Below are 11928 nucleotides of genomic sequence, written 5' to 3'. Positions count from 1 at the left end.
AGTGGGCGTTTGATCCCTGCTTGGTGCTAGCCCAATTGGGTGAAGGTGGTCATGTAGGACGACTATTGTTTAGATCGGTAATGGCCTGCAGGATCGCGTCCTTGCAGCTCAAATGGCGTGCAGAGGACGTCGGCCAGCCAGTTGGTCACCTGCGTCAGCTGCATAGGAGTCAAACGCCCACTTAAGATCAAGAGCGTGTCTTCGATCCCTGGCCCGCATCGCTGATCTTCGGGGCAGAGGTCATCTGTACTTGTCCGCTCAAATCTGCCAAGCGTACTGGAGAGACCTTTTCAGGCGATTAACCGCGCTTCCACATACGTGCCGTTGCCCCTAGCCCCGCGTGTAGGCCCCATCGTCGGCCCACAACTCGGCGATCGCGGCACGTCGAGCGTTCAGGCCGGGTTCGTTCCAGGTAGCGATGTGGCGCTGAAACGACATCAAAGCCGGAGAAGTGCAACTCCTCGTAGGCGTTGAGGTTGGCGGGAGCACGCCGCGCTGTGCCTTGGCCCGGGCGCCCGTCGGTGCCTGGTTCAGCCATCCGCTGCCCGGAACCAGCGCGCCATCTGCCGACCCCCGGCACAGCGGTTTCCATCCTGATGCCGCGCATGCTGGTCACCGGGCCGGGCCGCTCGACGGCGACGAGCTCAACACTGTGCCCGGCTGCGGACAACGCCTCCAACGGCCCGAACACGTCCAGCTCATCGAAGCCGTCGAGACCACGATCTCGATACGCACCCCGTCAGCATCCCGCCGCGGCGCCCGCTCCGGCGAGTGCCATGCTTGCCACCATGCGCAAGAATCCTGCCACGCATCGGGTGGCCGTACTTGCCCTGCCATCGGTGGCGAGGTTGTCACCGTGGTGCTTCTGGGCGAGGAGCTTGTGGGTCTACGGTCGCTGCCCGTGATCCCAGAAGAGGAAGCGCAGCGGGATTTAGCGTCCCTGAGTGTTCCGGCGGTGGGGCACTGGTGGCGACCGGCAGCCAGTGGGAGCCGTATCGCTTGGTCGATCCCGACGGGATGCCGGTCGAGGCGGTGGCTTCGTACTTCCGCGACTTGCAGGCGGCCGGACGCACCAGGCAACCGTTCGCTTTCCAGTCGGCTCGATCGAGAAATTCTTACGTACTGCGGTGTCGATGCCCATCCCCGTCACGGACATTCCGACTTCGGCACTGCACGCTTTCGGTGCAACTCCTGGTCCAGGAGTGCGCTGACTCCTGTCACTTACTTCCGGGCTGTGGATGGAGGGTGATCAGGATCAGCGCATCCAGCAGGCGAAACCAATCAGCTTCGTTGAGGTCGCGGCCCGTAACTTCGGTGAACTGGGCCAGCAAGTCCAGGATCCGCGCCGCCAGGGCCGTCGGGTCCTCGCCCAGAGTGTCGGCGATGAGCTGAATATCGCGACGGAATCGTCTGCCGCGGCCGAGCCGTATCAAAGTGGCGGGCAGCGCGACGGTGCCGGTGCCGGTATCGGTATCGGTTTCGGCGACGAACCCGATCGTGGCCCGCGTGCCCAGTGCCTGGGCGATCCTATTCAGCGCGTCCACGGTTGGGTTGCCCCGGCCATTTTCCAGGTTCGCCACGTAGGGCACGGACAGGCCCGCGTCCATGGCAACGGAGGCAACAGTGCGCCCCTTTGCCGCCCGCAGCGTCCGCAGTCGCGCTCCGAGGTGATGTCTGTCCACGACCGCCTCCACCAACCAACTGTCTTGACAAGACAATACCAATGATAGCTATCTTGATGGAATAGATCGGGGTGGTGTTGTGATCGAGGCCCTGCGGATCCGTGACTTCCGCCTGCTCTGGTTCTCCCGGCTGGTCAGCCTGCTCGGCTCTTGGCTGCTGGTCGTGGCGGTGCCCGCGCACGTGTTCACGCTGACCGGCTCCTTAGCCGCAACCGGCCTGACGCTGGTCGCGCAGTTCTTGCCGCCAGTGTTCCTGGGCCCGATCGCGGGCGTGCTGGTCGACCGGTGGGACCGACGGCGCTTCATGATCTTGGCCGACCTCGTCCGGGCCGCGGTCATACCGCTGCTCTTGCTCGCCCGCGAGCCGGGCGACATCTGGCTGCTCTACCTCGCGCTGGCGGCGGAGAGCGTGGGCACGGTGATGTTCCGGCCAGCCGCTCAGGCGCACACGCCAGTGGTCGTGGGCACCGGGCCGTCGTTGAGCAGTGCCAACGCCCTGAACGCAGCCACCGACGGCGCAGTGCGGCTGGTCGGCGCCCCGCTCGGCGGTATCCTGCTCGGCCGGGTCGGGTTCGACCTGCTCGTCTGGCTAGACACCAGCACCTACCTACTCTCCGCAGTCGCCATCCTACTAACGGCTCGGCTCGCCGCGCCCACCACGCGGAGTCCCGGCAGAATCGGCCGCATCCTCGTCGAGTTGCGCGAAGGGCTGGCATTCTTGCGCGCGGAGCGGACCGCGTGGGCGCTACTGCTGGTCAACGCACTGTTCCTCGGCGCGAACGCTGGCCTGGACGCGCTGCTGGTCCCCTACGGGATCACCGTGCTGGGTGGTAGCGGCCAGATCGGCCTGGTGATGTCGGCCCTGGGCGTCGGCTTCCTGCTCGGCGCGTCACTCATGCGGATGCTCGTCGACCGTGTGCCGCCCGCCTACCTGCTCGGCGGCGTGCTCACAGCCACCGGTGTCGGTTTCGTACTCCTCTTCTCCGCCACCACACTGATCGCCGCGCTGCCCGCCGCCGTCCTGATCGGGACGGTTGGCTCGATGGCCCTAGGCACCGCACAAACGACGCTCCAGCGAGTGACCCCCAACGCGGTGCTCGGCCGTACCAGCTCCGCGGTGTTCACCGGCGAGGCAGTGGCCACGCTCGCGGGCGCGATCGTCGGACCCAGCCTTGCACAGGTGCTCTCCCTGACCTGGACCGCTTATCTCGCCGGAACGGCAACCGTCCTCAGCGGAATCATCAGCATGCTGCTACTGCCGAGGAAGCGGGTCGTCCCGCGATCAGCAATCGATAGCCGCCGCGAGGAGAGCTCGGCCAGCTGAGACCGCTTCACCCACCGAAGCTCAGTCGTACATAGTTCGCTCGTGCCACTTTCTCGGCAGTGGCGTGTCATCGTGCTTAGTGCAGAGAAAGTTTCTGTGGGCGATCGACGTGTCCTGGAACCGGGCTACGCGGGTGGCTTCTGCCGTTGGCTGCTGGTCGCTGGAAAGCCGACACGTCCGCACTGGCGGAGTCGGGACTCCTCGTCGCAGACCTCGTCGGGGGAGCCGTACGCGGCGTCGGTGCGGGCGCGCAGCGAGACGGTGCTTCGCGCTTCTACGACTTCCACCTGGGCATCGATGACGGCCCGATTCTGATCGATCCGTTTCCGCTGGATCATTCACGGCGTGGCGGCCGGGCCAATGCGCATCACAACCCGATGGAGCCGTTCGCCGACAAGCGGGCCGGGCTATATCGGCCGCAGGTCCCCAAACGGGTCCCGCGTTTCATCCCGGATGAGGAGTTCAACGAGTTCTTCGCCCGGCTGCCGTCGCATCGGGATCGGGCGTTGGTCGCGTTTTACGTCTCCACCGGGGCGAGGACCTCGGAACTGCTGTCGACGACGCAGGGCGGTGTCGATCCAGGACGGCAGTTGAGTTCCCTGGCGTACTGCAGCGGCGCGCCTAGATCGAAGCGGCCGTGGATGAGCACACCGGGGATGCCGGCGCCTCGGTCCGACTGCGACCACTGGCCTTGAAGGTCTCCTTCTCGCCGACAGGATGACTTGAACGGCCCCGGTCGAAACCGTCCAGACCAAGGTGTCGTGCCGCAGTTCAACATGCGTTCCCTCCGCCGACTTCATCCTCGTGCTCGACCGGGTAGCTCGCATCGAACCGGGGGAACCGTGCTCGTACACGCTGCCGCCGGAGGCGCGGGCAGCCGACTCGGCCAGGCCGCCCGGTTGCTCGGCGCGGGCCGCGTAGTGAGTACCGTGGGCAGCCCAGCCAAGATCGAGGCAGCCAAGGCGTTCGGCTACGACGAGGTTGTCCTGCGCGAACACGTGGCAGAGTCCAGTCGGTTCGACATCGTGGTGGACATGGTCGGCGGTGCGGTGCGACGGACCAGCCTGGATCTGCTCACGCCGATGGGCCAGATGGTGGTCATGGGCAACGCCTCCGGCGCCGAGGACGTCGGGGATCTCGGCTAACGAACTGTGGTTCACCAACAAGACGGTCTCCGGGGTCACCCTGGCCGCGTTCTCCGCCGCTTTCCCCGCAGAGGCAGCCGGGCGCTGCGTCGGGCTGTGGCCGTGGCCGCGAGCGGGCAACTGCGGGCGCAGGTCGACACGCTGCCGCTGAAGCAGGCCGCCCAGGCGCACCCGCCGCATCGAGTCCGGCAGTATCACCGGCAAGCTCGTGCTTAAAGTCGAACGTTCGAACAGTTCCACCAGGGTCAGGTCGACGTCGGAGAGTTCCGCTCGCAGCCGACCGAGGGTGTCTCCCAGCGCGCCGTTGATGCCCGACCCGGCGAACCCCACCGACAGGCAGCCGATTTTACCCTCGGCGGCGAACCGTACATCGTTCAGAGCGGCTTCGGCGTCGGCCAGCATGTGCACGGCCCGCTGGACCAATGCCTCCCCGGCGGCGGTGGGAACGAGGCGGCGCCGACGCGGGCGAACACGTCAACCCCCAAGCGGCGTTCCAGTTCACGCAGTTGCCGACTCAGGGTCGGCTGAGTCAGCTGTAGGCGGCGAGCGGCTCCGCTGATGGATCCCTCTTCGGCGATAGCGACCACGTAACCCAGCAACCGCAGATCCATCCATGCCTCCACGGCATGGGTGCCATATCAATCGATGCCTCAGAGTCGGCGGGTGGGAATCCCCTGGTAAAGAATGAAACTGTCCTGATTTCCTGAAATGCCGGAGCCGTCGTGAAACACCTTGGAGTTCTCGCTCACAGCACGGGAGGAGCCGCCCTTTGCTTCCTCACCTTCTGCGAGGAGGGATTCCGCCGGACCGGCCGCAACGAACATCCCGACATCACCTTGGACTACATCGCCTTCGGATACAGCATGCCCGCCTGGGATGTGGGAGATCACGCAACCGTCCGGGCAACCCTGGCCACCAGCGCGCAGCGGCTCGCCCGGGCCGGCGCCGACTTCTTCGTATGCCCGGACAACACCGCCCACCTGGCTCTGGAGGTGCCGGGACCGGACCTCCCGCTGCCGGGCCTGCATATCGCCGACGTCGTGGCGGATCAGGCCGCGGCCGAGGGGCGCACCCGCGTCGGCGTGCTGGGCACCAGATACACGATGGACGGTCCGCTGTACCCGCATGCGCTCGCCGCCCGTGGCATCGCAGCGGAGCTGCCGGACGCCGACGACCGCGACCTCGTCAACGAGGTCATCTTCAAAGAGCTGGTGAACGGCGTAATCAACGATGCGTCACGTCAGGAATACCTACGCGTCATCAAACGGCTGGCCGACCGAGGCTGTGACGCGGTCGCCCTTGTCTGCACCGAGATTCCATTGCTGATCACGCCCGAGGTTTCTCCCTTGCCGACGTTGGATTCGACCCGTCTGCTGGCGCGTGCGGCCTATGAGGTCGCTGTTGGCGAACGGGCGATGCCCGACTGGCGTGGCGGCCCTCGATGAGCCTGGGACGCCGCGAAGGAGGGACCGCTGGCTCAGCCCCTCATCGAGACCGGAACGCGGGGCCCTGATCGGCGGGGTCTTCGGCCCCACCAGCGACGGCGAGAGCGGCTATGCTCGGCGCCTGCTACACCTGCCGACGCCTGACATGCTCGTGTTATGGGACCAGGGCTTCGACGGCAACGCCTTCCTCGCCCAGGTCAGCGCCACCGGCGCCCAGGCGCTCGACCGGCTGCGCAGCAATCGGATCCTGCGCTCAGGCGACCCCGCCGACCTGGAACAGGATATGTGGCCGGCACTCACCGGCGAGGCCATCGCGAGGACTCTCTGCGCTGCCGTCTGGACGGCCGACCCGCGTGGGAAGCGGCCCATTGTGGTCCAGGAATCCATGAGGAGAGGCACGACCGCGAGCACCCCCGTGGCGGCCGCCCCGACAAACAGGGGCATGGCCATCTTCCGCAGTTGGCCGGCGATCGGGCCCGCGCTCGCCGCCTCCGTCCAGGTTTCGCGGTAGGCGGCTGAGTCGCCGAGGCCCAGGTTCCATACGATCCATAGGAGTGCTGCTGCGCAGGCCAGAATCGGGGTGAGCGAAACGGTGAAGGGCTTGGCCCCAGGGGATGCGCCGGTGGTGCAGCCATGCGTCAGCTGCTCCGCCGACCAAGTCGAGCACCGTGCGTGGGGGCACTGGCCGCGAGGCGATCAGGTCGCGGACCTCCGTGCGGTAGCGCTGCCGCCACTCCTTGGGATAGAGATTGAGAATCGCCTCTGCCACCAGGCGCATCATGATAGCCCCCATACGTCTGGTCCCTGTCTCCTCGACTCGGCGCAACGTGGCCAGTTGCTGGCCCAGCGCGTCGCGTCCCCTCGCGGTCACGCGGTACGGCTTGCGCCGCTCCTCCGATCCGACCGCCTCGATCCAGCCGCGCTCCTTCGTTCTCCGCCGCACATATTCAGTGAACTTACTAAGTTGCACTAAGCAAGCCCTAGGACGGCGTCGCCAGACGGATCGAGTGTCCAAATGCCACACGCCGGCCCTCGATGCTGTCGTTGAACCCAGCCGAACAGTCGACGTTGACCCGGCCGTACAACCAATCCACGCCGCGACCGGCCCGCCGGAAGCGACCGGGCTCGGCATCGAGAACGCCGCCTAGTGCTGGTCACCACCGGCCACAACGCCAGCCAGCTCGGCAGCGAGGCCCAGTTTCGCCAAGCTCTGCGGCGGGTTGCCGCTCTGCAGGCATCCTCCGGTCTTTCGCTCGGCGGGATGTACGGGCGTGCGTTCGAGGTGGGTCCCCTATCCCGACGAGTAGAAAATCTTGAGTTTCCCCGGTCGTATCGGCCTGAACCGCTTGGCTAGATCACGCACGTGCGGGGCATGAGGGAGGGCGAAATCCGTTTCCCTCATGTCGTCAACCCGTTTCCTGACTGGCGTGGTCACCCATGCCTCTGGGGCGGGCCGGTGCTGTTTCGCTTGGGTCAGCCCGGTCCGGGTCCGCATGCGATATTTGGCGGCGTGGCCGTAGCGATCCGGCCACCAGGACGATGAGTCCGGCGGCGGTGACTCCGGCGCCGACCCAGAGCGGTGAGACGAAGCTGAATCCGGCGCCGAGGGCCAGTCCGCCCAGCCAGGCGCCGAGCGCGTTGCCGATGTTGAAGGCCGCGATGTTGGCGCCGGAGGCCATCGTGGGCGCCTCCTGGGCGTACCCCATGATCCGCAGCTGCAGCCCGGGTGCGGTGGCGAGCCCGACGGTGCCCATCAGCAGCAGCGAGACGATCGTCATGACCTTGTTCTGCGCCGTCAGCGCGAACACGGCGAGCACCAGGGCGAGCAGCGCAAGAATCACGCCCAGCGAGGTGTTCAGTGCCCGGTCGGCGAACTTGCCGCCGGCGAAGTTGCCGGCGAACGTGCCGACTCCGAACAGCACCAGCAGCCAGGGCACCGTGGTGGTGGCGAACCCGCTGACCTCGGTGAGCGTGAACGCGATGTAGGTGAACGCGCCGAACATGCCGCCGAAGGCCAGCACGGTGACCGCGGCGGAGACCCAGACCTGTGGCCGGCGGAACACGCCCAGCTCGCTGCGCAGGCTCGTCTCGGCGGGTGCCGGCGTCCGTGGCACCAGCAGCCAGATGCCGATCAGCGCGACGACGCCGATGACCGTGATCGCCCAGAACGTCGAGCGCCAGCCGAGCTGCTGTCCGAGCAGCGTGCCCAGCGGAACCCCGAGCACGTTGGCCACGGTCAGCCCGGCGAACATCAACGAGATGGCCCCGGCCCGCCGGTTCTGCGCGACCATGTCGGCGGCGACCACGGAGCCGACGCCGAAGAACGCGCCATGGCACAGCGCCGCGACGACCCGGCCCACCATCAGCACCGAGTAGATCGGTGCGACCGCGGAGATCAGGTTGCCCGCGATGAACAGCACCATCAGCGCGAGCAGCACCTTCTTACGGTCGAACCGGGCGATCGCCGCGGTCAGCGCGACGGCGCCGACCGCCACGCTCAGCGCGTACCCGGAGACCAGATATCCGGCCACCGGCTCGGTGACCCCGAAGTCCGCCGCCACTTCAGGCAACAGGCCGATGATCCCGAACTCGGTGAGCCCGATGCCGAAGCCGCCCAGTGCAAGGGCGAGAAGCCCGATAGGCATGTCCAAACCCCCAATTTCAATGCGTCCGCATTTATGCGGCACACGAAATCATCGCGTGCGCAGCAGAACTTGCCAGTGGCCAGACAGACACCATGCGAAAGAAAACTGCCATGGCCTCTTGCGCCCATCCTTGGGGCGGCAGGACGGTGGCCTCCGCGTACGGCGCCGAGCCGATGGCTTGGAGCACCCGTCCTGAATCCGGACGATCAGGTGCCTGCCCCAGCAAAGGATCGGGGATCTCATCAGGAAACGCCACGCTGGTCTGCCCGCCCCGGTCCAGATCGCAAGCCTCGTTCACACCGGACACGATCGCCGGCAGATCACGGGCCACCAGACCGAAGTCGCGCGGGCAGCCCACGCCAGGGCCAGCAGGTTGATCTGGTCGTACGCCGTCCCCGCTACCGACATCCAGGGCGAGGCGCCATACCGCGTCCCTCGCGCCCATCACAACACCCTGGCTCATGCCGGAAAGTCCGATACTGACTGCTGATGTCATTCGTGGAGCCGACCAGGGCCGAGCCTGGCTCGATGCAGTACCAGGTCCAACGCCACGTGGCAGATCTCAGCACGTTCGTGTTCTACGAACTGTGGCGGTCGGCCGACGACCTGCGCAACTCTTCACCCACTTCATGCGCAGCTCAGGGTTCTTTCTCGCCGGAGATGACGTTTCGTGGGTTCCGGGATATGCGGAGGGGGCCGTGCAAACGGCACTCAACGCCGTCTGGGGTGTCATACGCCATTTCGGTGGCACGACTCACCCCGACAATCCCGGTCCTGGAGACTTGTTCGACCGATTGGCACCGTTTCTTCTGTGAAGGGAGCAGCAAGTTGCCCGTTCCAGGCGAGAATCATTGGTGAGCGGCATGCGAAGAGATCGCGCTGGGGACGGCTTCGACGCGTCCGGTTGTCTCGATCGGGCAGACGGGGCGTCGCCCACGATGGCGGCGCCCACCGCCTTCGTGACGGGCTTGCGGAACACGCAACGGACGCCGGGGCCCGGAGATCGAGGTAGCCGAACGCGTCAACCCGGGAGGCGATGCGCATACTGGCACCGGTGCAGGCGATCATGAGTTTCGTGCGAGAAGAGAGGACCGGTGACACTGTGATCATCCGGTGGACGGAGTTGACCAGGGAGCGTTTGACGGAGTTGTTGCCCGGCTCGCTCGTGGTGCTGCCGGTGGGTGCGGTTGAGCAGCACGGGCCGCATCTGCCCACGTGGACTGACACGTTGTTGGTCACCACTGTGGTGGAGCGGGCGCTCCAAGCCTCGTCGGCGCGGACGGTGCTGGCGCCGACGGTGGCGACCGGGGCCTCCGACCAGCACTTGCCCTTCGGCGGCACGTTGTCGCTGCGTCCTGAGACGTTGCTGGCAGTGCTGCTGGATCTGGCCAGGAGCGTGGCCGAGTGCGGCGGGCGCAGGCTGGTGCTGGTCAACGGGCACGGCGGCAACCAGGGGGTGTGCCGGGACGCGGCGTCGGCGGCAGTGGTGCGTTACGGACTATCCACCGCCTACCTCAACTATTGGGACATGGCAGGGCAGGCGCCCAGTCACGCGGGCGTCCTCGAGACGAGCGCGGTGCTGGCCCTCCGATCCGACCTGGTCCAGGAACTGCCTGACCGGACCGCCCCTGCGATCCCGCAGGTCCCTGACGTGCTCGTGCAGCCGGCCACGTTCTGGCGCGACGTCGACGGCTACACCGAGGACCCGTCCCGCGCCACAGTGGCCCAGGGCGAGAAGTGGCTGGAGGCCGCGGTCACCACTCTGGCCGCGCGGCTGTCCGAGCTGGAGCGCGTGCTGTGACCAGCCCCTGTGGCGCTCGACGGCAGCGAAGCGGCACCATGGCGTTCGGGCGCCGAGGTGGCCTGGCGGGGTGCGCATGTGATGGACGATGGCGGCTACCAGAGCCACGGCAGGATCAATATGCCTACCGGCGGCCGCGCATAAGCTGTTGCCCACTGAGGTGTGGGCTGGGAGGATTTGGCGTTGATCAACGATTTTCCTGAGGGATTGACCGTGCGTCGTCCCGCGGCCGTGGACCATGCGCGGGTGCTTGCGGTGCTCGATCGTTGGTGGGGCGGGTTCGGCGGCGAAGCTGGATCGATGGAGCGGGCGCTGCTGTTGCCGCGGCTTTTCTTCCAGCATTTCGCCACGACCAGTTACCTGGCCGAGCGGCCCGACGGTGACCTCGCCGCTTTCCTGATCGGCTTCTTCTCGCAGAGCGACCCGGAGGTGGCCTACATCCACTTCGTCGGTGTTGATCCCGCCTTGCACGGGCGCGGTATAGCCACCGCCCTCTACCGAGGTTTCTTCGACCAGGCGCATGCGCATGGCCGCCGTCACATCCACTGCGTCACCAGCCCTGGCAACACCGCCTCTCAGGCGTTCCACGGCCGGCTCGGCTTCAAGATGCTGCTGGGGGTACGTGGTGACGGCGACGTTCCCGTTCAACCGAACTACGACGGCCCCGGGCTCGACCGCGTCGTCTTCGCGCTCGATCTCACTGCTCGAGTTGACCCTTGAGTGCACAGCAGATGCAGGCACAGCCCCAGAAGAAGCACGAGTGGGAGGCGCAGTAGCCGTATCCGGCCCGGTCGGCCAGCTCCGAGCGCTGGACGGTCTGCCGGGAGCGGCCGCACTCGACCGGGGTGGAGTCGGCCACCTGCACATCGTCGCTCCACAGGCTGGTGTCCCGGGCCGAGGATGCGGATCAGGCGCAGCACCAGGGCGGTGGCGGCGCGCAGGCGTTTGTTGTAGCCGGACTGGCTGGGCAGGTAGGGAAACAGGCCCATCCGGTGGGCGCGGCCGTAGCGTAGCCAGTCACAAACGGATCTTCAACGTCCTCGCTTCATGTCCGCAGCCGAACAGCTGATCTCCATCCCTTGGGATCAACCACCTAGTAGGCATCCGCGGCGCTGGCCTGTTCGTGGGCTGCGAGGATGTCCGGCACGTGAGCCTCGGCCCACTGCCGCACCGCACGCAGCGGAACCAGCAGGGGGAGCGGCCGAGCTCGGTCAGGGCGTATTCGACGTGTGGCGGGTTGCTGCCCGGATCAGTGCGGGCGAGCAGGCCGTCGGCCTCCATGGCGCGCAGGGTGGGTGCGCAGTTCCCTGCGCAGCCTGGTCCTCGGTGCGTCAATGTCGGCGAGAGTCTGCTCGATGGACTTGATCCTGCGGAGCCCTGGCCAAAGGGCCCACCCCGCCATGAAGGCATCGGCTCCCGGGCGATGGCCACGTCCAGTGCCGCTCGTGCGAGCAGCCGGGTCGAGTCCAGCCTGGCCAGCGGCGACGACTCCGGCGTGACGAGGAGCGGGATCTCGGTGCAGACGAGGGCCACCGCGTCGCATCCCCGCTCGGCGAGCGTCTGGATGACCTGCCTGAACGTCTCGCGTGACTCGTCGGTGAGGACGCCTTTGACGAGTTCTCGGAAGATGATGTCGTTGACGAGTTTCCGGTCGCTGGCGTCGGGCGGTTCGGCAGTGATGCCGCGCCGTCCGAGAGCCGCCGGGTAGACCGGCTGCCTGGTGCACCGTGTTGTCCGGGCACACGAAGAAGTCCGCCCCCGCCTTGGCAAAGGCGGTCCAGGCTGACCGCCATCATCGCCCTGATCGAGTCGAAGTCGCCGCGGTCGTACGCGGGTATGCACCGCGCGAACGACATGCAGTCCAGCGTCACGTCCGGGTGCTCGTG

The 11928-nt window shown here is 66.8% G+C and carries 13 protein-coding genes and 3 pseudogenes; 9 read left to right on the top strand and 7 right to left on the bottom strand.

Features of this window, described 5'->3' with window-relative positions; all coding sequences use genetic code 11:
- Positions 1-1217: 1217 nt before the first annotated feature.
- On the bottom strand, positions 1218-1694 hold the full coding sequence (locus tag ACQPWU_RS29105; RefSeq protein ID WP_433444906.1) for a helix-turn-helix domain-containing protein: 477 nt from the start codon (positions 1692-1694) through the stop codon (positions 1218-1220).
- A gap of 67 nt (positions 1695-1761) precedes the next feature.
- Here ACQPWU_RS29105 and ACQPWU_RS29100 point away from each other — a divergent pair, with 67 nt between their 5' ends.
- The 3 genes from ACQPWU_RS29100 to ACQPWU_RS29090 all read left to right on the top strand — a co-directional run bounded on the left by ACQPWU_RS29100 (position 1762) and on the right by ACQPWU_RS29090 (position 4151).
- The gene (locus ACQPWU_RS29100) at positions 1762-3006 is read left to right on the top strand and encodes an MFS transporter (protein ID WP_433444904.1); all 1245 of its coding nucleotides are present in this window, start codon (positions 1762-1764) and stop codon (positions 3004-3006) included.
- A 146-nt stretch (positions 3007-3152) separates the two neighbouring features.
- Positions 3153-3701, top strand: coding sequence for a hypothetical protein (locus ACQPWU_RS29095; protein WP_433444903.1), 549 nt, complete (start codon positions 3153-3155; stop codon positions 3699-3701).
- 147 nt (positions 3702-3848) lie between these two features.
- Positions 3849-4151: a zinc-binding dehydrogenase gene (locus tag ACQPWU_RS29090; protein WP_433444901.1), complete on the top strand. Its 303-nt coding sequence runs from the start codon at positions 3849-3851 to the stop codon at positions 4149-4151.
- Positions 4152-4525: 374 nt separating this feature from the next.
- Here the strand turns inward: ACQPWU_RS29090 and ACQPWU_RS29085 are convergent, their stop codons facing one another.
- Positions 4526-4762 (bottom strand): LysR family transcriptional regulator, encoded by a 237-nt coding sequence (locus ACQPWU_RS29085; RefSeq protein ID WP_433444900.1) that lies wholly within the window; start codon positions 4760-4762, stop codon positions 4526-4528.
- Positions 4763-4801: 39 nt separating this feature from the next.
- Entirely contained in the window at positions 4802-4975 is a 174-nt protein-coding gene (locus ACQPWU_RS29080) for a hypothetical protein (protein ID WP_433444899.1), read from the bottom strand.
- 12 nt (positions 4976-4987) lie between these two features.
- On the opposite strand from ACQPWU_RS29080, the gene ACQPWU_RS29075 reads away from it, so the two are divergent.
- A complete protein-coding gene (locus tag ACQPWU_RS29075; RefSeq protein WP_433444898.1) occupies positions 4988-5596 on the top strand; it encodes an aspartate/glutamate racemase family protein in 609 nt (202 codons plus the stop codon).
- 145 nt (positions 5597-5741) lie between these two features.
- The gene (locus tag ACQPWU_RS29070; RefSeq protein ID WP_433444897.1) at positions 5742-6107 is read left to right on the top strand and encodes a hypothetical protein; all 366 of its coding nucleotides are present in this window, start codon (positions 5742-5744) and stop codon (positions 6105-6107) included.
- 895 nt (positions 6108-7002) lie between these two features.
- Here ACQPWU_RS29070 and ACQPWU_RS29065 read toward each other — a convergent pair.
- Positions 7003-8241, bottom strand: coding sequence for an MFS transporter (locus ACQPWU_RS29065; RefSeq protein ID WP_433444896.1), 1239 nt, complete (start codon positions 8239-8241; stop codon positions 7003-7005).
- 31 nt (positions 8242-8272) lie between these two features.
- Complete coding sequence (locus ACQPWU_RS29060) at positions 8273-8737, bottom strand: hypothetical protein (protein WP_433444895.1); 465 nt, start codon at positions 8735-8737, stop codon at positions 8273-8275.
- Here ACQPWU_RS29060 and ACQPWU_RS29055 point away from each other — a divergent pair.
- The 4 genes and pseudogenes from ACQPWU_RS29055 to ACQPWU_RS29040 all read left to right on the top strand — a co-directional run.
- Positions 8731-8799, top strand: a pseudogene (locus ACQPWU_RS29055) (putative quinol monooxygenase); the annotation flags it as partial. The gene ACQPWU_RS29060 and the pseudogene ACQPWU_RS29055 sit on opposite strands and share 7 nt — an antisense overlap.
- Before the next feature lie 41 nt (positions 8800-8840).
- Positions 8841-9056: pseudogene (locus tag ACQPWU_RS29050) on the top strand (amine oxidase); the annotation flags it as partial.
- Between the two features lie 260 nt (positions 9057-9316).
- Positions 9317-10042, top strand: coding sequence for a creatininase family protein (locus ACQPWU_RS29045; protein WP_433444894.1), 726 nt, complete (start codon positions 9317-9319; stop codon positions 10040-10042).
- Between the two features lie 183 nt (positions 10043-10225).
- Positions 10226-10762 (top strand): GNAT family N-acetyltransferase, encoded by a 537-nt coding sequence (locus tag ACQPWU_RS29040; RefSeq protein ID WP_433444893.1) that lies wholly within the window; start codon positions 10226-10228, stop codon positions 10760-10762.
- Here the strand turns inward: ACQPWU_RS29040 and ACQPWU_RS29035 are convergent.
- A pseudogene (locus tag ACQPWU_RS29035) lies at positions 10762-11058 on the bottom strand (IS982 family transposase); the annotation flags it as partial. The gene ACQPWU_RS29040 and the pseudogene ACQPWU_RS29035 overlap by 1 nt on opposite strands.
- Position 11059: 1 nt before the next feature.
- Complete coding sequence (locus tag ACQPWU_RS29030) at positions 11060-11884, bottom strand: aspartate/glutamate racemase family protein (protein WP_433444892.1); 825 nt, start codon at positions 11882-11884, stop codon at positions 11060-11062.
- Positions 11885-11928 lie beyond the last annotated feature (44 nt).

The sequence above is a fragment of the Nonomuraea sp. CA-141351 genome, from assembly GCF_050944675.1.
Lineage (GTDB): Bacteria > Actinomycetota > Actinomycetes > Streptosporangiales > Streptosporangiaceae > Nonomuraea.
The sequence above is the reverse complement of the archived record's forward strand: the minus strand, read 5'-3'. Positions and strand labels throughout refer to the sequence as shown.